We start from the raw sequence: 24,789 nt of genomic DNA on the forward strand, positions 1-24,789 counted from the left end.
ATATATATGAGTGCAAGCGAGTTTGGAAATTTAGGTTCTTTAAAATATGGAATTAATAAAATATGCAATATAGATGGTGCATATAAAGAAATGCTTATGGATGTTTCAGTAAATAAGCTTGAAAAAGGCACTGAAGCATATTATGAGGAAAATGAAAAGGAAATAGCTATCCTTCTTTTAACAGGAAAAATTGAAATAAGTTGGCTTGGTAACAAAAAAGTAATGGAAAGACATTCTGTATTTGATGAAGATCCATGGTGCCTTCATGTTCCACATGGTGTAAAAGTAATAGTAAAGGCAGAAGAGGAAAGTGAGCTAATATTCCAAGCCACAGAAAATAAAAATGATTTTGAAGCAAAATTTTATACTCCAAAAGATTGTCAAAGTGACATATTTGGAAAAGGTGTATGGAATGATACAGCAAGAAGAGTAGTTAGAACAGTATTTGATTACCACAATGCACCTTATTCTAATATGGTAATGGGAGAAGTAATAACTTATCCTGGTAAGTGGTCAAGTTACCCACCACATTATCATCCACAACCTGAAGTTTACTACTACAAATTTAATAAGCCTCAAGGATTAGGATTTTGCCTTACAGGAGATGATGCACATAAAATATCAGACAATAGTTTTGTAGCTATACATGGGGGAGATGTTCACCCACAAACATCAGCACCTGGATATGCTATGTATTATTGTTGGATGATAAGACATCTTAAGGATAATCCATGGACTGATAGAATTGATATAGAGGAACATAAGTGGCTATGGGATAAAAATGTAAAAATATGGCCTGAAGAATAGTGCTATAAGATAAGAGGGAGGTTTAAAATGAGTACAATTAGATTGACTACAGCACAAGCATTAGTTAGATTCTTAAACAATCAGTATGTAAAATTTGATGGTCAAGAAAGTAGATTTATAGAAGGAATATTCACAATATTTGGTCATGGAAATGTAGTAGGACTTGGACAAGCATTACAACAAGATGCTGGACAGCTTAAAGTTTTACAGGGAAAAAATGAACAGGGAATGGCTCAAGCTGCTGTGGCATTTGCCAAGCAAAATAATAGAAAAAGGATATTTGCATGTACTTCATCTGTAGGACCTGGAGCAGCAAATATGGTAACAGCAGCAGGAACTGCAACTGCTAATAATATACCAGTATTGTTATTGCCAGGAGATACATTTGCAACAAGACAACCAGATCCTGTGCTTCAGCAGGTTGAACACATGAATAGTGCAGCTATAACTACAAACGATGCATATAAAGCTGTTTGTAAATATTGGGATAGAGTAACTAGACCAGAGCAACTTATGAGTGCCATGGTAAATGCTATGAGAGTACTTACAAGTTTGGATGATGCAGGTGCAGTATGTGTTGCATTACCTCAGGATGTTCAAGGAGAAGCTTATGATTTTCCAGAATATTTTTTCAAAAAGAGAGTACATGTAATTGGTAGAAGAAAGGCAACTGATGAAGAAATAGAAGATGCAGCTAAACTGATATCATCTAAGGGAAAACCATTAATTATTTGCGGCGGTGGTGTAAGATATTCTGAGGCAGGAGAAGAGCTTAAAAAATTTGCTCAAGAGTTTAATATACCTATTGGTGAAACTCAAGCAGGAAAGAGTTCAATAGAAAGTAATTTTTCATTAAATCTTGGTGGGGTTGGAGTTACTGGAAACTTGGCAGCAAATATTATAGCTGAAAATGCCGACCTTGTAATAGGTGTTGGAACAAGGTTTACTGACTTTACATCAGGATCAAAGGAATTGTTTAGAAATAAAGATGTTGATTTTGTTACAATAAATACTTCTATTTTTCATGCTGGCAAGATGGATGGAACAAAGGTAGTAGGAGATGCTAAAGCGAGCTTGGAGCAGCTACAAGAAGTACTTGAAAAATTGGCATATAAGAGTTCATATAAAAATGAAATAGTAGAAGCTAAAGCTAAATGGGAAAATGAAGTAAAAAGATTATATAGTATTAAATATCCTGAATCAAACTTTAAGCCTGAAATAGTGGGTCAAAATGAAAAATTTTTAGAAGAATTTTATAAAATGTATGGATCAGCACTCCCACAAACTACAGTTGTAGGTGAAATTAATAAATTTGTTGAAGAAGAATTTCATGGAGATTATGTGGTAGTTGGTGCAGCTGGAAGTCTTCCAGGAGATTTACAAAGATTATGGAAATCAAGCAAAAAATATAGTTACCATATGGAATATGGTTACTCCTGTATGGGATATGAGATAGCTGGAGCTTTAGGTGCCAAACTTGCAGAACCAGATAAAGAAGTATATGCCATGGTTGGAGATGGAAGTTACCTGATGCTGCATTCAGAGCTTGTAACATCAATTCAAGAGAGAAAGAAAATAAATGTACTTTTATTTGATAACTGTGGTTTTGGGTGCATAAATAATTTACAGATGTCCAATGGAATGGATAGCTTTGGTACAGAATTTAGATTTAGAAATGAAGATGGATCTAGATTGAATGCAAACTATGTTCCTATAGATTTTGCAAAGTGTGCAGAAGGTTATGGTGTTAAAACATATAGAGTAAAAACTATTGATGAATTAAAGAATGCATTAAAAGATGCTAAAAAACAAATTATATCAACTTTAATAGATATTAAAGTTTTACCTAAAACCATGACAAATGGTTATAAATCTTGGTGGCATGTTGGTGTAGCTGAGGTTTCTCATAAAGAATCAATACAGGAAGCATATAGTGAAAAAGAAAAATTCCTTGATAATGCAAGAAAGTATTAAACAAAATTAGTTGTTAACTATATATGTTGTTTTTAGCTAATGTCAATTAATTAAAAGTAACATATATAGTTAGAATAAATAAAATTAATAAGGAGATGTTTTTGATGTTAAAAGTTGGAATAATTGGTGCTGGTAGAATAGGTAGAGTACATGGAGAAAGTATATCAAAGTATGTAAAAGAAGCAGAAATTAAAGCAATAGCTGATCCTTTTTTGAATGAAGAACAAAAAAAATGGGCAAAAGAAAAAGGAATACCTTGTGCATATACAGACTATAAAAAAATATTGGAAGATCCAGAAATTGATGCTGTTTTAATTTGTTCGTCAACAGACACACACTCAAAAATTTCAATTGAAGCTATACAAGCTCATAAACATGTTTTCTGTGAAAAGCCAATAGATCATGATGTTTCTAGGATAAAAGAAGTTATAGAAGAACTTAAGAAAAACCATTCTGTTAAATATCAAGTTGGATTTAATAGAAGATATGATCATAACTTTAAAGCAGTTAGACAAGCTGTTGCTGATGGAAAAGTAGGAGAGCCTCATATACTTAAAATAACATCAAGAGACCCTGAACCACCATCAATTGACTATGTTAAAGTATCCGGAGGAATGTTCCTTGATATGACAATACATGATTTCGATATGGTTAGATACCTTATGGATAGTGAAGTTGTTGAAGTTTATGCTGCAGGAAATGTTTTAGTTGATAAAGCTATAGGAGAAGCTGGAGATATAGATACAGCTATTATAACTCTAAAACTTGAAAATGGAGCAATGGCAGTTATAGATAATTCAAGAAAATCAGCTTATGGCTATGATCAAAGAGCAGAAGTATTTGGATCAAAAGGACAAGTTGCTATATCAAATGATTCAAATTCGTCAGCAGTTGTATCAACAGAAAATGGTGTTACAGCAGAAAAACCAATGTTCTTCTTCTTAGAGAGATATATGCAAGCTTATGCAGAAGAAATTACAGAATTTATTGATGCTATTGTAAAGGATAAAAACACACCTGTAAATGCAGATGATGGATTGAAGCCTGTACTTATAGGACTTGCAGCACAAAAATCCTTAAAAGAAAATAGACCAGTTAAGATATCAGAAATAAAATTTTAGAAAGTATTTTGTAGCTAGGAGGAATTATAACATGTTTAATAAAGATAAAGTAAAAATAGGAATTTGTCCTATAGGTTGGACTAACGATGATATGCCAGACTTAGGAAAAGAAAATACATTTGAACAGGCTGTAAGTGAAATGGCATTAGCAGGCTTTAAAGGTACGGAGGTCGGAAATAAGTATCCTAAAGATGTAAAGGTTTTGAAAAAGGCCCTTGATCTTAGAGGATTGCAGATAGCTAGTGCATGGTTTAGTTCATTTTTAACAACTAAACCATTTGAAGAAACAAAAAAAGCTTTTATAGAACATAGAGATTTTTTACATGCTATGGGAGCTAAGGTGATAGTTGTATCAGAGCAAGGACATAGTATACAAGGACAGATGGATGTTCCAATATTTGAAGGTAAATATAATATGAATGAAGATGAGTGGAAGAAGCTTGCAGATGGACTTAATAAATTAGGTGAACTTGCAAAAGAAAAGGATATGAAGGTAGTTTATCACCATCATATGGGTACAGTGGTTCAAACTACTGAAGAAATAGATAAACTTATGGACATGACAGATGATAAATTAGTCTATTTATTATTTGATACAGGACATTTAGTATATTCAGGAGAAGATCCTGTAGCTATAGCAAAAAAATATGCAAAGAGAATAAAGCATGTTCATTTAAAAGATATAAGATCAGAGAAAAAGGATAAGGTTAAGAAAGAAAAACTAAGTTTCCTTAAAGGAGTTAGAGAAGGAGCATTTACAGTCCCTGGGGATGGTTGTATAGATTTTCAACCAATATTTAAGATGCTTTCTGAAAACGATTATGAAGGGTGGATGCTAGTTGAGGCTGAACAAGATCCAGCTATAGCAAATCCTCTTGAATATGCGTTAAAAGCAAGAGAGTATATTCAAAATAAAATAGGTTTTTAAAAAGTTTAAAGAGCTGTTTTATGTAAGTTTATAATTTGTTAGGGGCATTTTAGTAGTAACCTTATTTATAAAATTAAGTAAGGTACCTCCATAGATAGAATAATAAATGTAAACTTGTAAGGTTATTTAAAATTTAAAGCTATCATGGCAAGGTACCCTAATGAATTATAACTAAAAAACAAAAATAATGCAAATAGAATTCGAAATTTTGGAGGAGGAAATGGAAGAAGATAAAAGAAAAAAAAGGGTTTTAAGAAAAATATCAATTCTAGCTACTTTTGGATCACTCTTATTTGGGTATGATAGTGGTGTAATTAATGGTGCACTTAGTTTTATATCTAGGAAGGACCAGCTTAATCTCACACCTTTAACTGAAGGTTTTGTTACAAGTTCTTTACTATTAGGAGCAGCTTTAGGAGCTGTAGTTATGGGACGTTTTTCTGATAAATATGGAAGAAAGAAAATTTTAAAGATACTTGCAGCGATTTTCTTTGTTTCAACTATAGGATGTGCAGTATCTCCTACTGCATCAGTTATTATTGTATGTAGATTCATAGTTGGATTAGGTGTAGGAGGAGTATCAGTAGTTGTGCCAACATTACTTGCAGAAATGGCACCTACTGAAATAAGAGGAAGTATTGTTTCTCAAGATCAATTAATGATTGTTACAGGGCAGCTCTTAGCTTATGTATTTAACGGCATTTTAGGTAATATTTGCTCAAATCCAGGTGTTTGGCGTTACATGATAGCGTTATCATCAATTCCTGCAGTAGTTTTATGGTTCGGTATGTTAGTAGTTCCTGAAACTCCAAGGTGGTTAGCAGCAAATGGAAAGGTTGCTGAAGCACTAAAAGTTTTAAGAGAAGTACGGAGCAATGAAGAGGCAGAAGCAGAAATTAAAGAAATTCAAAATAATATTGAAGCAGAAAAACATTTGAATCGCGCTACTTTTAAGGATTTAGGAACTCCATGGATACGTCGAATCGTATTCATGGGATGCATAATTGCAATTATTCAACAATTTGCAGGAGTAAATGTAATGATGTATTATGGTACAACTTTGTTAGAAAAGGCCGGTTTTGGAACCAAAACGGCATTAATTGCTAATATAGGCAATGGAATAATGTCTGTTGTTTCTTCATGGTTTTATATGTCGGTAATGGCAAATAGGTGTAATAGAAGAACATTGCTGATATTTGGATATGCTGGAACTACTTTAATTTGGGTTATTATAGCAATAGTTTCACATGTGTTTATAGGTTCAGCTATATTACCTTATATGATAATTACATTGACTATGATGTTTCTTGCTATTGATCAAGCTACTATAGGACCATTAACATGGCTTTTGTTATCAGAGATTTTCCCACTTAGAGTAAGAGGAATTGGTTTTGGTGTTGCAACTTTCTTTAATTGGATAGGTAATTTTTCTGTAGGTTTAACTTTTCCTATATTAATAGCAATCTTTGGACTTTCTAAAACATTTATAATATTCATAGTACTTGGATTTGTATGTGTAGGATGTGTAATCAAATTTGTGCCTGAAACTAGAGGAAAATCATTGGAGGAAATGGAGAAATACTTTAGAAATTATGATGCAGTTAAATTATAAAAATACCTTTAAGTAATTAAAATTATATAATTTTAATGCCCATTGTTTAGTATAAGAAAAATGTAATATAAAAAGCTTTATATGTTAACTACTTGAATAATGAGATGAATTTTATATAAGTAGAGTTGTAATAATTAAAAAATAAAAATTAGGTTCAAACAAGATTATGAGCCTAATAGGGTAAAAAATTTTCAAATGGTATTAAAGTAAATCAGTCATAGTATTTATTGAAAATAATTTTCTTACAAATTTTGTGGCTAACATTAATAAGGAGGGTTTAATTGTGAATATATTTAGATGTTTTTTAACTGGAGAGGAGAAATCTCGTATTACGGATCAATCCCTTGTAAAACGTATGTTCAAGCGTGCAAGAATACAGGGAGTAACAGCTATGATTGTTGGTTATGGAATGTATTATGTTATGAGATTGACATTAGGGGTTGTAAAACATCCAATGCTTAATGAAGGATTTACTCCTATGCAGCTTGGTTCAATTGGTGCTGCTATGACAATTGCAATTGCATTTGGTAAATGTTTAAATGGATTTCTTGCAGATAGTTGTAACATTAAGAAAATTGTTCCTTTAGGGTTACTTGGTGCAGCAGTAGTTAATTTTATTTTAGGATTTTCTCACAATTACTGGGTTTTCTTAGCCTTGTGGTTTATAAATGGATGCTTTCAATCAATGGGTTCAGCTCCCTGTATTGTTTCTCTATCGCAGTGGTTTTCAAAGAGTAAGTTAGCTACATACTATGGCGTTTTTAGTATTGCTCACTATATTGGTGAAGCAGCAACTTATATTGGTTCAGCAATGTTAGTAGCTGCATTTGGTTGGCATTCAGCATTTTATATTCCTGGAGTTGTATGTATTTTCTTAGCAGTTATCATGTACAAATGTATGTATGATAGACCTCAAGCTTATGGACTACCTTCTGCAAATGAATTTGAAGGTGAAATGGATGTAGCTAAAAAAGAAAAAGGTAAATCTACAAAAGAAGCACAATTAGAAGCAATTAAAAATCCTTATGTTTGGATAGTAGCAATAAGTGCAATTTGTTTAGGTATTGCGAGATATTCTATTGACAGCTGGGGAGTTGTATTCTTACAAGAGCAAAAAGGATTTAGTTTAGTTGCAGCTGGAGGTATAATTTCAATATGTCCAATAATGGGCGGAGTAGGTTCGTTTTTGTCAGGTATTATATCAGATAAAATTTTTAAATCACGTCACTCTATAACAACAATTGTTTTTGGAATAATGATGTTAGTAGGTATAGCAGGATTTTGTTATGCTCCAGCATCAAGTCCTACACTTAATATGATTTTTATGGCTATATATGGATTTGGCTTAGGTGTTAATTTATGCTTCATAGGAGGAATGCTTGCTGTAGATTTTTGTTCACAAAAAGCTACAGGTGCAGCAATGGGTATAGTTGGTTTACTTGCTTATTTTGGTGCAACAGCACAAGAATTTGTTAATGCTAAATTAATGTCTATCAGCAAACTTGTTGTAAATGGTAAGGTGACTTATAATTTTCACAATATTGAATTGTTCTGGATTATTTCAGTTATAATAATGACAGTAGTTATAATTCCAACATTATGGGGCAAAAAAGTTAATAGAGAAGAAGAAGAGTCAGTTGGAGCATAAAAAATTTCATAAATAGTATTGTAGATTTATTTGTATCTGCAATACTATAATAATTTTTTAGTATTACTAAGCAGATTACTGAGTTACTAGCTATGATCATAATAAAAAACATGATTTTATACAAGATTAGAGCATGAAGTTGATGAATTTAAATTATAATTTATTATAAGATAGAAGTTAAGAAAAGCATTATGAAAAAATCAGTATTTTTAAAATATGTGGTTTATTTATAGGGGAGGAAATATGCATGATAAGTAATAATGTTATATTAAGTGGACCATATTTGTTATCTCCAACTACTAATAGTATGACTGTAGTTTGGGAGACTCAGATTCAGATAAACGCAAAGGTTATTTATGGTGAAGCTGACCATGAAGTAGAAGTACAATTTTATAAAGGGACCCCTTATAAAGGTAATGTTGAAGGTAATTTTATTTATATGGCTAAGGTGGATAATCTTTATCCAAATACAGAATATGATTATGAGGTTCAGTTAGAAAACGGTCAGAAAGTAGCTGGACATTTTAAAACTTTAAATATAAATCCAGATAGAATAAAGATTTACACAATAAGTGACTCACATTTATTTTATACAAGTGAGCAATTTACTAATACAGTTTTAGAAAATAAGCCAAGCTTTATTATTCATGCAGGTGATATTCCATTTGGAACAGGTTATCAGCGAGAACAATATGTGAATAATTGGTTTCAAAAGGCTCCAGAATTAATTAAAAATATGCCATTTGTACATGTACGCGGTAATCATGATGACGGTCCTTTTTACAACGATTTTTTTACAGTTCCACAGTCACAAACATATAAATGCGATAAAACAGGACGAACATTTTCTTTTGATTATGGAAAAACACATTTTTTAATGATTGATAGTAACTCCTGGGGATTATTTGAAATGAATGCAGTTAACTCAGGATTAAATGCAGATGATAAGACTAAGAAAATAATTCACAGTACATTAAACTGGATAACTGATGATTTAAAATCAGAACAAGCTCAGAATGCTAGTTGGAGAGTGATGGTACTTCATCATCCATATACTGATGAATTTAATAATAAATATATTATTCCTATTGCTGAAAAATATAATGTTAATTTTGTACTAAGTGGCCATTTACACTATTATATTAAAAATATTTCAGTAAATCCTAAAGTAGGTGCAAAGACAGTTTATATAACACAAGGAAGTGCTCAAGATGAAGAAAATGAATTAAATTTAGGAAAATCTGATAAACGTTTATTAGCAGAATTTCCGGAAGTTGTTGCATTGGGTAAGGAAAACTATGGATGTTTAGATATAACGGAGGATAGACTCGTTTATCAAAGTTTTGGATTTGATAATAATAAAAAAGAAGAAGTATTAGTTGATACAGTAACTTTAGTAAATGAAGAACCCCAAGTTGTTATTACAGATATTGAAATTAATGTTGAGGATAACTTTGGACATGTGCAAATTACTGGTAAGGCTAAAAATGTAGGTATTGGTATAGCTGCTGTAATTGTTAAGGTAAATGATAATGGGGAAGAGCATTTAGTTAACCTATTTGGTAATAAGGGTAATGAGAGAGTTATTGCATTAGATTGTAATGAGGAGAGGAATTTTGTCACACCGTATGAAGCAAAAACTCCAGGACAACATAAATTATGCATTGAGAATATAACTAAAAGTATTATGGTATCTGATCCAGAACAGTTAACCTTTGAGTATATGAAACTTAAAATTGATAATGAGAAAAATAGCAATATATTAATTGCTAGTGTTGAGGTTACCAATAATTTAAGTAATGAAATACATACCCCAATTGAGCTTTTTATTAATAAAAGTATTGTTGAAACGAAAATGATATTTTTAAAAGGGTATGAGAAAAAAAATGTAGAATATTATTATAAATTTTTACGAAGTGGAAAATATCAAGTTAGGATAGGCAACCTAGAGGAAAAAGAAATAGAGGTACAAGGATCTATACGTATAATACCAAGAATTAAGGATTTGTCTGGAAATGGTAATGATGCATTACTACATGGAATGCCAAAAGTTGAAAAAGAGCAGGACAGGGTAGTTGTGCATTTAGATGAATATGGTGATTATTTAGAAATCCCTGATAATGCTACTTTACGTGTAAATGAAGGTTTTACGGGAATGGTTTGGGCTAATGTTGATCGTCTAGCTGAAAGTACAGAAATGGCACATAATCCACTAATGGTTAAAGGAAAATCTATTGGATGGGGTGCTACATATTTACTTCGTATGGCAGTTGAACGAGCAGGAAGTTTAAAATGGGGAGTTTGTCATGATATTACGGAATATGCATGGCAAGGTGGTAATGTAAGTTTAAATGAATGGGTTCAATACACTGCAGCTTTCTCTAAAGAGAGTGGTGGTGTTTCCTATTGTAATTCAAATAAAGTTGTAGAAGTTTTAGGCGTTGAAAAAAATGCTAAACTAAGAAATTGGGAAGGTGAACCAATATTTGTTGGATATTCTCGTATTGGACATGTAATTAAAGAAATTGGTAAACCTAAATATTATACACATCTTCCAGCAAAGGTTAGCCAAGTAAGATTTTATACAACGAAGCTATCTGGTGAGGAAAACGAATTTATTTATAAAAATCCTACTGAAGTTGGACCAAAAGCTGATAAGTTGGCAGTTTGGTTGGATTTCAGTAATATAGAATGTACTGGAACACATATTACAGAATGGAGACGTCCTGCGGCATTTAAACCTTCATATAAAACGGAGAAAAATCATTGGAACTTTAATAAAATTAATATTATTGCTATTGTTCCAGGAAAATCCTTAGTTGAGGGAATAGTAGAAGTTTCTGACGATGCTGATTTAGTAAAGGATTCTAAGAATATTTGTATTAAGGATGGAATGAGTTGTATAGATATTTCAGATTTGCAGCAGGCACAGTATATTAGAATAATAACAAAACTTACTGCAGAGGTTTGTAATGAAGGCACTTTTATTCCAGAAGTGTTTGAATATCAAGTAACTGCTTCAAGACAAAATAATTTTACTGAAATGATATGGTCAACACGTAATGACTGGGAAAAAGGAGAATTTTTAGGTGCGGTTGGTTTTCAAAATGTAGATAGATTGAAAACTTTTCATGAGTATACAGATGTTATTCATGGATAACTTAACTAGAAGAGAGAACTAAATTTGTTTGAAGGTTCCTAATAAATATAATATGTTATTCTGAGGAAAATATCAATAAAAGCACTGGCATTTATGCTTAGTGTTTTTTATTTGTATAAAAATTACACTTTTATCATTAATATAGATATGTGTGTCTATTAATTAGCATATAATTAACTTTTTAACCATTTTGTTAGAAAATTATCTAATTTGGGAATAAGTATAAACTTTTTTTCTAACACTTTCTAGATGGTCATTTTGCATACTTTTTACGTTATATTGATAGTAATAATAAGAAAATAGAGTATCTATTTTTTAATTATATTGAAAAAGTATCAATAATATTATAAAATAATCATAGTACTCTGTTAAAAAATAGACATAAGACCTAAAAAAATAGAAAAAAATGAAGGATAGGTGAAATTTATGTTAAAAATTGTACTAGGGTTTATGATTATAAGTGCTTTAGCATTCATAGCAGTACTTGTTAAAGATTATACTAAAAAGAAAAATGATGGTACTTTGGAAGAAGGCAATTTTATAAAGTTTGGTCTTATTGGTATGTTGGCTAACTTTTTTGACACTTTGGGAATAGGAAGCTTTGCTATAGAAACATCTTTATTCAAAAATTTAAAAATGGTAGAAGATAAAAAGCTTCCAGGAACATTGAATGTAGCAAATACTATTCCAACAATGACGGAAGCACTTATATTTATGACTGTAATAAAGGTAGATGCAGTAACTCTTTTTAGCATGTTAGCTGCTGCAGTATTAGGAGCTATTGTAGGAGCTAAAATTGTTTCTAGATTTAATGAGAAAACGATTCAGGTAGTTATGGGAGTATCTTTAGTAGTAGTAGCTTTACTTATGGTAGCAGGACTATTAAATTTATATCCAGTGGGTGGAGATGCCACAGGTTTAACAGGAGCAAAACTTGTAATTGGAATCATAGGAAATTTTGTTTTTGGAGCACTTATGACAGTGGGAATAGGGCTTTATGCACCTTGCATGGCTTTAGTATTTGCATTGGGAATGGGTCCTAAGGTAGCCTTTCCTATAATGATGGGTTCTTGTGCATTGCTAATGCCTTTCTCATCTTACCAATTTATAAAAAGTGGAGCATATTCAAGTAAGGCTTCAGTGTCTATAGCTGTGCTAGGTACTGTAGGTGTATTGATAGCTGCATATATTGTTAAATCATTGCCTTTAAATGTTCTAAAATGGGTAGTTACTTGTGTAATAATTTATACTTCATCTATGATGTTTAAATCTGCTAGATTCAATAAAAAAATAGCAATTGGAGCTGAAGGTTAACAAATTATTAAGACTTCCAGTAGGATATATACTATTGGAAGTCTTTTATGTATAATGATAGTATTTAAAGTCTAAATAAGGATGTGATTTTATGAATCCTATAGCTTTTTCTATTAATGGTTTTGATGTAAGATGGTATGGAGTAATTATAGGTACTGGAGTTATAATGGCTCTTATATTGGGAAATATAAATTGCAAAGCTAGGAATTATAATTTTGATAATATCATGGATGTATTTTTAATTTCCTTCCCATTTGCTGTAATAGGAGCAAGAGCTTATTATGTATTTTTTGAGTTTGATCAGTATAAGAACAATATTATAAATATGTTTAATATAAGACAGGGCGGTTTGGCTATTCATGGAGGTATATTATTTGGTTTAACTACAGCTTTCATTTACACTAGATATAAAAAAATAAACTTTTTAGAGTTAGCAGATATAGCAGCACCTTCTATAGTGTTGGGGCAGGCTATAGGAAGATGGGGAAACTTTTTTAATGGAGAGGCTCATGGGGGTATTGTATCCTATGAATTTATAAAGCATTTTCCTTTATTTATACAAAAGGGAATGTATATAGACGGGAATTACTATCATCCTACTTTTTTATATGAATCTATTTGGAATTTATGTGTTTGCTTAATACTTGTGTATTTGCTGCGAAGAGTATTAAAAAATGGAACTGTAATTTTGGCTTATGTAGGTTTATACTCTTTGGGAAGATTTTTTATAGAAGGATTAAGAACGGATAGCTTAATGTTTTATGGTATAAGAATGGCTCAGTTAGTAAGCATTGGAGGTATGGCTTTTAGTATTATATTTTTATTGCTTATATATAGAAAATGTTATTTAAAAAAAGTTAGCTTAAAATAATGGTTTGGTATTAATAAAAAATAATGAGGTAGAGATCATCTAAATGGTAAATCCAGTTTAGATGATCAAAATTGTATTTAAAAGTTATTCATGTACTTTATAAGGTAACCTATATAATACTGGAATTTTACTTTTGGACCTAATGAATGTTCACTTATAATTTCATGAATTTTATTGATTTTATACATTAATGTATTTCTGTGTAGATAAAGTTTTTGTGCTGTTTTAATGTAATTACCATCTTCTAAAAGAAATGTATGAAATATTTTCGAAAAATCTGTATTATTTTGCATATCATATCGATCTAATTTGCCAACAGTATCATAATAATATTCTTTTAAAAGGCTTGTGTTTCCAATTTCCGTGAGTAATTTATATGCTCCTATGTCTGAATAAAATATGCTTTTATCACAATGATATTCTGATTGTATTGCTTTGAGAGCTTTTTGTGCTTCTATGTAACTTTTTTTTATATCAGAAAATTCGCTGTATAAATTACCAATACCTATATTTATATTTATGTCAGAAAAAACTTTTTTACAATTTAATATTATGTTTTCTGTAAACATTTTTAAGTCCATACATTTTTCTTTTTCATTAATTAAAAGAAAGACTACAGATTCATTATTAAAAAAACTTATAGGTCGGCACTTAGCATCCCAAATCGAATTATTAACAGATCTTAAAAAAGCATCTTTAATATTGGTTATCATTTCATTATCTCTAATATTTTTAGAACATAGGTATTGTTCAAAATTAGCTATCTTTACAATGATTATTCTAAATGAATTTAAGGAATTGTTTTCACATAATGAAATCTTTTCAATAAATTCTTCGTAAGTAGTTTTGTTGAAAAATAGTATATTCATTAGTAAATCTTCGTATACAAGCTCATCCAAATGCATCTTTACTATATAATTACAAATACTTCTTGTTATTTTTGATAAATTAATTTCCCAAGGTATTTCGAATACGGGAAAGTCATTATCATTTGCAATTTTTTTTACACAATTAGGGACTTGTTTGAAATACTTTCCTATATTCACAATTAAACCAGCTGCTTTTTTTTCAATTAGTTTATTAATAAGTTCAATAAAATTTAGATTATTATTTAGAATTCCAATGCCTGTAAGTAATATCAATTCATCTTTTTGCACATATCCTACATGATCTGAAGTTTCTATAAAATGAAACCAACTTACTGTTTTAAAAAGGCCTTTATTTCCTCCTACTAATTTTAAATCTTTAAGTTCAGGCAATTTTATTAATTGCTCAAATCTAACATTCATAAGTTACTTCTCCTTTAAAAGTATTAATGTGGTTGTAAATTTTAAATATACTATTATCCTGATTGACCAAAATACCCGATAAAGTTAATTTGTCCTAATTAATTTTGCGTTTTATATATTAAATATTATTAAATAAATTATAAAATTAGAATAATATTGAGCAATATGACAGAAGGATTTAGGAGTTAGCATAATAATTTGAATATTTAGAATATTATATTGACAAAACTATAGCAGCAGACTAAAATAAAAATCGGGGCACATGGTTATTTTTACTTATATGTAAATTTATGTTAATAAGTTTATTTTTTATGGAGGTGTTATATGTGAAAAAGCTTGATATGGTAATTAAAAATGGAACTGTTGTTACTGCTTCTGACTGCTATAAAGCTGACCTTGGAATAGTAAATGGAAAAATCGAAGTAATGGGGTCAGGATTGGAAAAGTATGCTGATAAGGTTATTGATGCTGAAGGTAAATATGTATTTCCAGGAGGAATAGATCCACATACTCATATGGATATGCCTTTTGGTGGAACTTTTTCAAGTGATAACTTTAATACTGGTACCAAAGCTGCAGCTTGTGGAGGAACTACTACAATTGTAGATTTTGCGGTTCAACCTAAGGGAAAAAGCTTAAAAGATACAGCTAAAATTTGGAGAGAAAAATCTGATAATAAAGCATGTATCGATTATGGAATTCATATAGTAATTACCGACATGAATGAAGATATTATGAATGAAATACCTGAAATAATTAAATCAGGATATTCTAGTTTTAAATTATTTATGACTTATGATGGAATGATGGTAGATGATGACACATTAATGAAAACGCTTACAAAAGTAAGTAGCAATGGTGGATTAACTTGTGTGCATGCTGAAAATTATTATGTAATAAAATATTACACTAAAAAACTTTTGGATGAAGGAAAAACTGAACCAAAATATCATGCTATTTCCCGCCCAGATTTATGTGAAGGAGAAGCAGCAGGTAGGGCTATTAAATTAGCAGAATTATGTAATACTCCACTTTATATAGTCCATAATAGTTGTGAAGCTTCAGCATCTGAAATAGCAAGGGCTAGAAAAAAAGGTTATCCAATTATGGGTGAGACTTGTCCTCAATATTTATTGCTATCTTATGATAACTATGAAGAACCAGATTTTAATGGATCAAAATATGTTATGTCACCACCTTTAAGAGATAAGAGAAATTGGCCTTATTTATGGGAAGCTCTTAAAAACAATACATTACAGGCTGTATCTACTGATCACTGTCCATTTTTTATGGAGCAAAAAAGAATGGGAATAAATGATTTTACTAAAATACCTAATGGAGCTCCTGGAGTTGAATTAAGGATGCCACTTATGTATACCTATGGTGTACTAGAAAGAAAATTGACTCTTCAAAAATTTGTAGAAGTAACATCTACCAATATAGCAAAAATCTTTGGTATGTATCCACAAAAAGGAACTATTGCTATAGGTAGTGATGCTGACTTAGTAATATTTGATCCAAACAAAGAAGTTACTGTAACTCAAAGTATGCTTAATGAAAATGTAGATTATACGCCATTTGAAGGATTTAAATTAAAAGGATATCCAGAAATTACATTATCCAGAGGAGAAGTTATAGCTAAGGATGGAAAGTATATTGGATCAGAAGGAAGAGGAAAATTTATAAAGAGAGGCGTACCTGAAATTATATAAAAAATATATTGTTTAAAATTAGGTGAATTAACGAAATAACATTATGCATAATTGTTTGTTTAATAGAAATAGATTTTCAAGGAGAGTGCATGTATGGATAAAAAACCTAAACCGCAGAGAGAATTTGGTGGACTTTATGAGATGGCAGATTCTGCAATAGAAAGTATAAAAAGTAGTAGGTACTATAATAGTGATTTAGCACCTACAAAGCTTAAGCAAAGAACTTGGACTACTTACAATGTTACAGCATTGTGGGTAAGTATGTGTATTTGCATGCCAACATATATGATGGCAGCTTCAATTATTTCAGCAGGACTTACCTGGTGGCAGGCTCTCTTAAATGTTGCTCTTGGAAACCTAATAGTTTTAATACCAATGCAGCTTAATTCACATGCAGGAACTAAATATGGAATACCATATCCAGTATTTGCAAGGTTGTCCTTTGGTGTATGGGGGTCTAACATTGCGGCTATGGCAAGAGCTATAGTAGGTGCAGGATGGTTTGGTATCCAATGCTGGATAGGTGGAGAAGCTATAAATTCAATTTTAGGTACACTTGTTCCAGGATGGGCTAGTTTTTCTTTATCACTTTGGATTTCATTCTTTGGTTTTTGGGCTTTAAATGTAGCAATAGTCCATAAAGGACCAGAAACTATAAAGTTTATGCAATCATGGACTGTTCCTATACTTGTTACTGTATCTTTAGCACTCGTTGTATGGGCTTATACATCTGTAGCTGGTATGGGAAAAGGAATTTCAGATATATTTAATATGCCAGTAGCTAATAAACCAGCATCATTTGGAGTAACATTTTTAAAAAGTTTAGCAGCAAATATAGCATTTTGGGCTACATTAGCATTAAACATACCAGACTTTAGTAGATTTGCAAAAAGTCAAAAAGCTCAATTTAGAGGTCAGCTTTTTGGATTACCTTTAACTATGGTTGGATTTTCATTTGTTGGTATATTTGTTACAGGTGCGACAAGAGTGCTCTATGGACAATTTATATGGGATCCAGTTCAGGTTATACAAAGAATCAATAGTCCTTTAGCATCAATTATAGGGTGTTTAGGAATAATGATAGCAACTACAAATACTAACGTAGCTGCTAATGCAGTAGCAACTTCAAATGATATTTCTAATCTTAATCCAGGAAAAATATCTTTTAAAACAGCAACACTTATTACTGGTGTAGCAGGTGTAGCAATTATGCCTTGGAAACTTTTATCTAGTGCGTCTTCTTATATATATGGATGGCTTGGAACCTACGGTATACTTTTAGGACCTTTAGCTGGCATATATATTGCAGACTACTATATTCATCGTAAGAAATTAGTAGACATGAAATCATTATTTTTAACAACTGAAGGAAGGTATTGGTATAAGAAAGGGTTGAATGTAAAGGCCATATATGCTTGGATATTAGCTTTAATATTGCCAATAATGGGGTTGTTTATACCAAGTTTAAGTTTATTGGCTGATGGTGGATGGATGGTAGGGTTTGTATTAGCTATAATTATTTACCCTATTTTAATGAAAAATGATACTGTTTCTATACTTTCACCTGAAGAAAATGAAAGTATAACGGAAAAGATTTCTACTACTTCAATTGATGAAAACAATGATGTGAATGTGTAACATAGGTTATAAAAAACACAAGTGTAAATTAAATATAAAAAGGATGTGTGTAAAATGAAAAGTGATATGTTGACTTGTAGTAAAGACAGAATGGAGGACAAGATTGTTACATTTAGTAAATTTGGGGATGCAGGTCATGGTGGAATCACTAGATATTCATTGTCACCTGAAGCTCATCAGGCAAGAGATGAATTTGTAAAAAGAATGAAGGCAATCGGAGCTACAATTGAAACTGATGATATGGCTAATATGTATGCAACTATTAAAGGTTCAGAGCCAGGACTAAAGAAAATTGTAATGGCATCTCACTGTGATTCTGTTAAAAATGGCGGAAACTATGATGGTATTTTAGGTGTAATGTCTGCTATGGAAGTTTTAGAAACCATTGTAGCTAATAAAATTCCACACAGACATTCCATTACAGCTATGATTTGGACAAATGAAGAAGGTTCTCTTTATCCACCTGCTATGATGTCATCAGGAGTTATTTGTGGCAAGTTTAAGAAAGAAGATATGTTAGCTTCAAAGAGTATATTAGATACTACAAAGACTTTCGGACAGGCTTTAGATGCTAGCCCATATAAAGGGGAAGAAAAGAACAGGTTAAACCCTAAGGATTATATGGCTATGTTTGAAACGCATATCGAGCAGGGTCCTATACTTGAGGACGCAGGTAACGAAATTGGTGTTGTAACTTGCGTACTTGGTATGTTCAACTACAGAATAAAATTCTTTGGTCAGGCTGATCATGCGGGAACTACTCCAATGTATAAAAGACATGATGCATTGTTTGCTGCAGCTAAGGCCCTTTGCTACTTGCATGAAGAAATTGATAAATTAGGTGATAAAGACCTTGTATATACAACTGGTGAAATTGTATGTCATCCATGTGTTCATACAGTAATTCCTGATATGATTGATTTTTCAATCGATGTAAGACATGAAGATCCAAAAGTTCTTGCAAAGGTTCTTGCTATTGTTAAGAGTCTTGATGGTAAGGAAATTGAAAAATGCACATGTAAAGTGGAAAAAGCTTGGGCTAGAGACACAGTATACTATGACAAGGAATTAGTAGGATATGTTAAAGAAAGTGTAGATGAGCTTGGATATTCAAATCAGTATATCAATAGTGGTGCTGGACATGATGCTCAATTTGTATCTGAAATGATTCCTACAACTATGATCTTTGCTCCAAGCAAAGATGGACACAGCCACTGTGAACCTGAATTTACATCAGTTGAACAGTGTACAAAAGCTGCAAGTGTAATGCTTAATGCAGTTCTTAAAACAGACAAAAAATAAGAAACATCTATTTAGTTCAAATGATTGATTAAATTTGAATTAATAACAAAGCCAATATTATAGGGAGACAAGTTTTCATTAAACTTTTAAAAATAATGAAACTTGTTCCTCTTCAATAGATATATATAAGCTGAAAAAATTTTCTGGTTTATATCTCTATTTTTAAATATCAATTTTGGTGTAAAAAAATTGAAAATATTAATTAATTTCCCATATAGTACGGGGAAATATGAGGAATGGGAGATGGTTTTATGGCAAAGGCATTAGAAGGGGTAAAGGTATTAGATTTAACACATGCATATAATGGTCCTTTTTGTACAACTCTTTTAGCTGATAATGGAGCAGATGTAATTAAGATTGAAAGTCCAAAAGGTGATCAATGTAGATTTTGGGGTCCAATAGATCCAAAGAGCGGGGAAAGTGGATTTTATGCTTTTTTAAATAGAAATAAAAAAGGAATTACACTGAATTTAAAAACTGAAGAAGGCAAAAAAATATTTTTAGAAATGGTAAAAGATGCAGATGTAGTTGTAGAAAATTATAGACCAGGTGTTATGAAAAGGTTGGGTATAGATTATGAAGTTTTAAAAGAAATAAATAGTAGAATAATATTTGCCTCAGGTTCAGGATTTGGACAATATGGACCTATTGCTAATAGACCTTGCTATGACATAGTAGCTCAATCTATGGGAGGAATGGTCAATTTAACTGGATTTCCTGATTCGATTCCAACTAAAGTAGGGCCATCTATAGCAGATAATGTTACTGGAATATATTTATGTGTAGGAGTTTTAATGGCTCTCTATAATAGAGAAAAAACTGGATTAGGACAATCTGTTGATGTGGCAATGTTAGATACAATATTCTCTCTTCTAGAAAATGCAATTGTTATAAATACTATGACAGGAGAAATACCTCACAGACAAGGAAATATAGATCCATCTATAGCTCCTTTTGATGTTTATAAAGTTAAAGATGGTTATGTAGCTGTAGGAGTTGGAAATGACAAGTTGTGGTCTAAGTTCTGTAATGTAATAGGAAGGACAGACTTAATACAGTGCGAAAAATTCTTAACTAACGATTTAAGATGCAAAAATTATGATCCTGAATTAAAGGAGATAATTTCTGATTGGATTAAAGATAAAACAAAGAAGCAATTAGAAAATATGTTTGATGAAGCTGGAATTCCTTGTGGACCAGTTCTAGATATGAAAGAAGCAATTGAACATCCTCAAATTCAGGCTAGAGAAATGATGGTTCGTATGAAGCATCCACTTATAGGTGACATGTATTTTCAAGGAGTACCTATTAAATTGTCAAGGACTCCTGGCAGCGTAGATACTCCAGCACCTCTTTTAGGACAGCATAATGAAGAAATATTTGGCCAACTTTCTATAAGCAAAGAAGAAGTAGCTAGCATGAAAGAAAATGGTGTAATTTAAATTTTTAAAAGGAATATTTGAGGAGGTATGTTTAGATGAGAAATCAATCAGTATTAAGCTACAAGATGATGCCATCTGATGCAAATAATTTAGGATTTGTTGTTCCAGCAGGAAGAATATTAGACATCTGGGGGGATGCTGAGACTGAGGTTATGATTTTAAATGATGGGGATGAATCCTTATGCTTAGGATATCATGATGTAAAATTTTATCACGATCTTTATTTAGGAGATCAGGTAGACTTTAAGGCAACTATGGTGAAGATAGGTAATACATCTCGTACGGTTAAACTTGAAACATATAAAATTGCTACTCAAGCAAAACGAAATGGAAGACCTGAGGCAGATGATAGTGAAATGGATTTATTAGATCCTCCTTTATTATGCGGAGAAGGCTATTCAATACTTGTAGTAAAAAAGAATCTTCAAAGAGGAATTCAACCAGATGGTATTGTAGCAGATCCATGGGAAGAAGTAGAAAAATAATTGAAATTTAATAATAGGAGGTATAAAGATGGCTTTTGAAAAAACAGATAAAAATTACGAGACTAAAATGCGTTTAAGAATGTCAGATAAAGATGTTTTTTATGCTGGTGGTATAGTAAATGGATCTCGTTCAATAACTTTAATGGGTGATGTTGCTACTAGACTTATGATTATGCATGATGGTAATGAAGGAAGATGTACGGGGTTTGATAATATCAGATTATATAAGTCAATTTTTGCAGGAGATTACCTTGAATTAGTAGGAAGAATTATTGGAGTAGAAGGAAATAAGAGAAAAATTCAGTGTAGAACTTTTAAAGTAGCATATAATCCTAAGATTCCAGAAGATGCAAGCGCTATAAATGTACTAGAAAAACCAATTTTATGTACAGAATTTATAGCAACATATGAATCATTAAAATAGAAGTAGTTTATAAATAATAGGTTGATAAGTTAATTTACCAACCTATTATTTATAAAAGCAATCATTGAGTGAGTATTTGTGAGTGAAACTTGAAGGAGGCAAGCAAATGAGTTTTAATTTAACCCAGGAACAAAAAATGATAGTTAATACAGTTAGAGAATTTACTAAAAATGAAATTGCTCCAATTGCAGCAGAAATAGATGAAACAGGCGAATTCCCTAGAGAAAACATAAATAAAATGGCTAAATTAAATATGCTTGGAATGCCTTTCTCTGTAGAATTTGGAGGTGCAGGGCAAAATGAATATGTATTTGCCATGTGTATAGAAGAAATAGCAAAAAAATGTGCATCCACAGCAGCTATACTTGCTGTACATAATATACCATGCTGGATTTTAATGAATTATGGAACAGATGCACAAAAGGAAAAATATTTAAGGCCATTACTAAAAGGAGAAAAGATTGGAGCCTTTGCTTTAACTGAACCTAATGCAGGTACAGATTCTGCCAGCCAAAATAGTAAAGCTGTTTTAAAAGGAGATAGTTATATATTAAATGGCCAAAAATGTTTTATAACTAATGGTGGAGAAGCTGGTATATATATAATTCTTGCCATGACAGATAAAACAAAAGGAACTAAAGGCATAAGTGCTTTTATAGTAGAAGAAAACTTTAAAGGTTTTTCCATAGGAAAAAAGGAAAACAAAATGGGAATAAGAGCATCTGCTACTTCGGAACTTATATTTAAAGATTGTATTATACCTAAGGAAAACCTTTTAGGAAAGGAAGGCCAGGGATTTAAAATTGCAATGCAAGCATTAGATGGAGGAAGAATAGCTATGGCAGCACAAGCTGTTGGTATAGCACAAGGTGCTATGGATGAAACCGTAGAATACTTAAAGCAAAGAGAGCAGTTTGGGAAACCGCTAGCAGCTTTTCAAGGACTTCAATGGAATTTGGCTGATATGGAGACAAGAATAAATGCTTCCAGACTTCTAGTGTATGATGCAGCAAATAAATTAGATAATGGAAAAACCATAACTAAAGAAGCATCTATGGCCAAGTTATTTGCTGCAGAAACTGCTATGTATGTAACGACTAAAGCAGTGCAGCTTCATGGAGGTTATGGCTATATGAAGGATTACCCAATTGAGAGAATGATGAGAGATGCTAAAATAACTGAGCTGTATGAGGGTACTTCTGAAGTACAGAGAATGGTTATTTCTAGAAGCTTGTTGAAATAAGAGGTGATATATTGTGAAGATTATAGTTTGTATGAAACAAGTTCCAGATACTAATGAAGTAAAAATTGACCCTGTAAAAGGGACATTAATTAGGGAAGGAGTTCCAAGCATAATAAATCCAGATTACAAAAATGCATTAGAAGAGGCCTTGAGAATAAAAGAAAAATTTGAAGATGTAAATGTAACAGTTTTAAGTATGGGACCACCTCAAGCAGAGAATGCGCTAAGAGAAGCTCTAGCTATAGGTGCAGACGAAGCTATTCTTCTGAGCGATAGGCAATTTGGTGGTTCAGATACATGGGGAACATCTTTGATAATAGCTTCTGCTATAAATAAAATAGGCAATTACGATATAGTACTTTGTGGTAGGCAAGCTATAGATGGAGATACTGCACAAGTTGGCCCAGAAATAGCAGAACATCTTGGGGTGCCTCAAATAACTTATGTTAGTGAGTTACAAATAAAGGGAAATGAAATAGTAGCAAAAAGAGCAATGGAAGATGGATATTATGTTATTAAAACGAGGATGCCTGTAGTTTTAACAGCTATAAAAGAATTAAATGAACCGAGGTATCCTTCAATAAAAGGTATATACAATGCATTTAGAGAAAAACTTATAACTTTATGGAATATTAATGATATAGAGATAGATAAAGATCGTATAGGGCTAAAGGGTTCTCCAACAAATGTTAAAAAATCATTTACCCCTGAACTTAAGTTTAAAGGAGAAATTATTACAGGGACCGTCGAAGAGGCTTCTCGAAAACTAGCGGTAAAAATCAAAGAAAAGCAAGTAGGGTAGTGGGAGGTAAGTTTATGAGTAATAAGAATTATAAAGGGGTATGGATATTTGCAGAACAAAGAGAAGGGAAAATATCAAATGTTTCATTGGAATTATTAGGGGAAGGAAGAAAAATAGCAGGTAAATTAAAAGTAGATCTTACAGCTATATTAATAGGTGACAAAATAGAAAATTTGTCAAAAGAATTAATACAATATGGTGCAGACAAAGTACTATATGCAGAAGAAAAATTTTTAAAGCTATATACCACAGAGGTATATACGCGAATAATATATGAGATGGTACAAGATAGAAAACCAGAAATACTTTTAATTGGTGCTAGTTTTATTGGTAGAGATTTAGCTCCAAGACTTGCTGCCAGATTGGAAACTGGTTTGACAGCAGATTGTACAGGTTTAGATATAAGTGAAGAAGATGGTAGTTTATTAATGACAAGACCAGCTTTTGGTGGAAACTTAATGGCAACTATAGTTTGTAGTTATCATAGACCACAAATGTCAACTGTACGACCAGGTGTAATGAAAAAAGCTGAATTAAATCCCAATAGAGCAGGAAAAGTAGAAAAAATTTCTTTCAAGTTAAAGGAAAAAGATAAAAATACAGAAATAATTAATGTTATAAAGAAGAGTAAAAAAGAAGTTTCATTGGAGGATGCAAGAATTATAGTGTCAGGAGGTAGAGGAGTAGGTGATAAAGAAGGGTTTAAACTTATAAAAAAACTTGCGGACTCCATAGGTGGAGAGGTTGGAGCTTCTCGTGCAGCTGTGGATACTGGATGGATAGATCAATGTCATCAAATAGGACAGACAGGTAAAACTGTAAGACCTAAAATTTATATAGCATGCGGCATATCAGGAGCTATTCAACATTTAGCTGGTATGAATTCCTCAGATTGCATTATAGCTATAAATAAGGATAAGGATGCACCTATATTTAAAATAGCTCACTATGGTATAGTTGGTGACTTGTATGAAGTTATACCTAATTTAATAGAAGAATTACAAAAGGAGTAGAAGG

General features: G+C 31.6%; 19 protein-coding genes. 18 read left to right on the forward strand and 1 reads right to left on the reverse strand.

All coding sequences use genetic code 11. From position 1 onward, the window contains the following. Window positions 1-6: 6 nt before the first annotated feature. The 9 genes from Q6H37_RS03510 to lgt all read left to right on the forward strand — a co-directional run bounded on the left by Q6H37_RS03510 (window position 7) and on the right by lgt (window position 13,435). Complete coding sequence (locus Q6H37_RS03510; RefSeq protein WP_318739199.1) at window positions 7-807, forward strand: 5-deoxy-glucuronate isomerase; 801 nt, start codon at window positions 7-9, stop codon at window positions 805-807. 27 nt (window positions 808-834) lie between these two features. Continuing rightward, entirely contained in the window at window positions 835-2,781 is a 1,947-nt protein-coding gene (gene iolD, locus Q6H37_RS03515; RefSeq protein WP_318739200.1) for a 3D-(3,5/4)-trihydroxycyclohexane-1,2-dione acylhydrolase (decyclizing), read from the forward strand. 104 nt (window positions 2,782-2,885) lie between these two features. Continuing rightward, the gene (gene iolG / locus Q6H37_RS03520) at window positions 2,886-3,902 is read left to right on the forward strand and encodes an inositol 2-dehydrogenase (protein ID WP_318739201.1); all 1,017 of its coding nucleotides are present in this window, start codon (window positions 2,886-2,888) and stop codon (window positions 3,900-3,902) included. A 31-nt stretch (window positions 3,903-3,933) separates the two neighbouring features. Next, window positions 3,934-4,830 (forward strand): myo-inosose-2 dehydratase, encoded by an 897-nt coding sequence (gene iolE / locus Q6H37_RS03525; protein ID WP_318739202.1) that lies wholly within the window; start codon window positions 3,934-3,936, stop codon window positions 4,828-4,830. Window positions 4,831-5,050: 220 nt separating this feature from the next. After that, the gene (locus Q6H37_RS03530) at window positions 5,051-6,442 is read left to right on the forward strand and encodes a sugar porter family MFS transporter (protein ID WP_318739203.1); all 1,392 of its coding nucleotides are present in this window, start codon (window positions 5,051-5,053) and stop codon (window positions 6,440-6,442) included. Window positions 6,443-6,725: 283 nt separating this feature from the next. Continuing rightward, window positions 6,726-8,090 (forward strand): MFS transporter, encoded by a 1,365-nt coding sequence (locus Q6H37_RS03535; RefSeq protein WP_318739204.1) that lies wholly within the window; start codon window positions 6,726-6,728, stop codon window positions 8,088-8,090. 247 nt (window positions 8,091-8,337) lie between these two features. Further along, window positions 8,338-11,250, forward strand: a complete 2,913-nt coding sequence (locus Q6H37_RS03540; protein WP_318739205.1) for a metallophosphoesterase family protein — start codon at window positions 8,338-8,340, stop codon at window positions 11,248-11,250. A 426-nt stretch (window positions 11,251-11,676) separates the two neighbouring features. Continuing rightward, window positions 11,677-12,564: a sulfite exporter TauE/SafE family protein gene (locus Q6H37_RS03545; protein ID WP_318739206.1), complete on the forward strand. Its 888-nt coding sequence runs from the start codon at window positions 11,677-11,679 to the stop codon at window positions 12,562-12,564. Between the two features lie 91 nt (window positions 12,565-12,655). Next, window positions 12,656-13,435 carry a prolipoprotein diacylglyceryl transferase gene (gene lgt / locus Q6H37_RS03550; protein WP_318739207.1) on the forward strand — a complete coding sequence of 260 codons (780 nt, stop codon included), beginning with the start codon at window positions 12,656-12,658 and terminating at the stop codon, window positions 13,433-13,435. A 77-nt stretch (window positions 13,436-13,512) separates the two neighbouring features. On the opposite strand, the gene Q6H37_RS03555 is transcribed toward lgt, so the two are convergent. Further along, window positions 13,513-14,724: a PucR family transcriptional regulator gene (locus Q6H37_RS03555; RefSeq protein WP_318739208.1), complete on the reverse strand. Its 1,212-nt coding sequence runs from the start codon at window positions 14,722-14,724 to the stop codon at window positions 13,513-13,515. Window positions 14,725-15,050: 326 nt separating this feature from the next. On the opposite strand from Q6H37_RS03555, the gene hydA reads away from it, so the two are divergent. The 9 genes from hydA to Q6H37_RS03600 all read left to right on the forward strand — a co-directional run bounded on the left by hydA (window position 15,051) and on the right by Q6H37_RS03600 (window position 24,785). Continuing rightward, the gene (gene hydA / locus Q6H37_RS03560) at window positions 15,051-16,436 is read left to right on the forward strand and encodes a dihydropyrimidinase (protein WP_318739209.1); all 1,386 of its coding nucleotides are present in this window, start codon (window positions 15,051-15,053) and stop codon (window positions 16,434-16,436) included. A gap of 93 nt (window positions 16,437-16,529) precedes the next feature. After that, window positions 16,530-18,074: an NCS1 family nucleobase:cation symporter-1 gene (locus tag Q6H37_RS03565; RefSeq protein ID WP_318739210.1), complete on the forward strand. Its 1,545-nt coding sequence runs from the start codon at window positions 16,530-16,532 to the stop codon at window positions 18,072-18,074. Between the two features lie 54 nt (window positions 18,075-18,128). Further along, entirely contained in the window at window positions 18,129-19,376 is a 1,248-nt protein-coding gene (locus Q6H37_RS03570; protein ID WP_318739211.1) for a Zn-dependent hydrolase, read from the forward strand. Window positions 19,377-19,627: 251 nt separating this feature from the next. Further along, window positions 19,628-20,818, forward strand: coding sequence for a CoA transferase (locus Q6H37_RS03575; RefSeq protein ID WP_318739212.1), 1,191 nt, complete (start codon window positions 19,628-19,630; stop codon window positions 20,816-20,818). Between the two features lie 35 nt (window positions 20,819-20,853). Further along, window positions 20,854-21,303: a hotdog fold domain-containing protein gene (locus Q6H37_RS03580; protein ID WP_007063768.1), complete on the forward strand. Its 450-nt coding sequence runs from the start codon at window positions 20,854-20,856 to the stop codon at window positions 21,301-21,303. Between the two features lie 28 nt (window positions 21,304-21,331). Further along, window positions 21,332-21,727 (forward strand): hotdog fold domain-containing protein, encoded by a 396-nt coding sequence (locus Q6H37_RS03585; protein ID WP_318739213.1) that lies wholly within the window; start codon window positions 21,332-21,334, stop codon window positions 21,725-21,727. 106 nt (window positions 21,728-21,833) lie between these two features. Continuing rightward, window positions 21,834-22,970, forward strand: coding sequence for an acyl-CoA dehydrogenase (locus Q6H37_RS03590; protein WP_318739214.1), 1,137 nt, complete (start codon window positions 21,834-21,836; stop codon window positions 22,968-22,970). A 13-nt stretch (window positions 22,971-22,983) separates the two neighbouring features. Next, complete coding sequence (locus Q6H37_RS03595; protein ID WP_318739215.1) at window positions 22,984-23,772, forward strand: electron transfer flavoprotein subunit beta/FixA family protein; 789 nt, start codon at window positions 22,984-22,986, stop codon at window positions 23,770-23,772. A gap of 14 nt (window positions 23,773-23,786) precedes the next feature. Beyond that, a complete protein-coding gene (locus Q6H37_RS03600) occupies window positions 23,787-24,785 on the forward strand; it encodes an electron transfer flavoprotein subunit alpha/FixB family protein (RefSeq protein WP_318739216.1) in 999 nt (332 codons plus the stop codon). Window positions 24,786-24,789 lie beyond the last annotated feature (4 nt).

This window comes from Clostridium sp. JS66, from assembly GCF_033561535.1.
GTDB classification, from domain to species: domain Bacteria; phylum Bacillota; class Clostridia; order Clostridiales; family Clostridiaceae; genus Clostridium_AM; species Clostridium_AM carboxidivorans.

Excerpts from the sequence above, each read along its gene's own strand:
- Q6H37_RS03510 (WP_318739199.1), top strand. The coding sequence starts at position 7 with ATGAGTGCAAGCGAGTTTGGAAATTTAGGTTCTTTAAAATATGGAATT.
- iolD (WP_318739200.1), top strand. The coding sequence starts at position 835 with ATGAGTACAATTAGATTGACTACAGCACAAGCATTAGTTAGATTCTTA.
- iolG (WP_318739201.1), top strand. The coding sequence starts at position 2,886 with ATGTTAAAAGTTGGAATAATTGGTGCTGGTAGAATAGGTAGAGTACAT.
- iolE (WP_318739202.1), top strand. The coding sequence starts at position 3,934 with ATGTTTAATAAAGATAAAGTAAAAATAGGAATTTGTCCTATAGGTTGG.
- Q6H37_RS03530 (WP_318739203.1), top strand. The coding sequence starts at position 5,051 with ATGGAAGAAGATAAAAGAAAAAAAAGGGTTTTAAGAAAAATATCAATT.
- Q6H37_RS03540 (WP_318739205.1), top strand. The coding sequence starts at position 8,338 with ATGATAAGTAATAATGTTATATTAAGTGGACCATATTTGTTATCTCCA.
- Q6H37_RS03545 (WP_318739206.1), top strand. The coding sequence starts at position 11,677 with ATGTTAAAAATTGTACTAGGGTTTATGATTATAAGTGCTTTAGCATTC.
- lgt (WP_318739207.1), top strand. The coding sequence starts at position 12,656 with ATGAATCCTATAGCTTTTTCTATTAATGGTTTTGATGTAAGATGGTAT.
- Q6H37_RS03555 (WP_318739208.1), bottom strand. The coding sequence starts at position 14,724 with ATGAATGTTAGATTTGAGCAATTAATAAAATTGCCTGAACTTAAAGAT.
- Q6H37_RS03565 (WP_318739210.1), top strand. The coding sequence starts at position 16,530 with ATGGATAAAAAACCTAAACCGCAGAGAGAATTTGGTGGACTTTATGAG.
- Q6H37_RS03570 (WP_318739211.1), top strand. The coding sequence starts at position 18,129 with ATGAAAAGTGATATGTTGACTTGTAGTAAAGACAGAATGGAGGACAAG.
- Q6H37_RS03575 (WP_318739212.1), top strand. The coding sequence starts at position 19,628 with ATGGCAAAGGCATTAGAAGGGGTAAAGGTATTAGATTTAACACATGCA.
- Q6H37_RS03580 (WP_007063768.1), top strand. The coding sequence starts at position 20,854 with ATGAGAAATCAATCAGTATTAAGCTACAAGATGATGCCATCTGATGCA.
- Q6H37_RS03585 (WP_318739213.1), top strand. The coding sequence starts at position 21,332 with ATGGCTTTTGAAAAAACAGATAAAAATTACGAGACTAAAATGCGTTTA.
- Q6H37_RS03590 (WP_318739214.1), top strand. The coding sequence starts at position 21,834 with ATGAGTTTTAATTTAACCCAGGAACAAAAAATGATAGTTAATACAGTT.
- Q6H37_RS03600 (WP_318739216.1), top strand. The coding sequence starts at position 23,787 with ATGAGTAATAAGAATTATAAAGGGGTATGGATATTTGCAGAACAAAGA.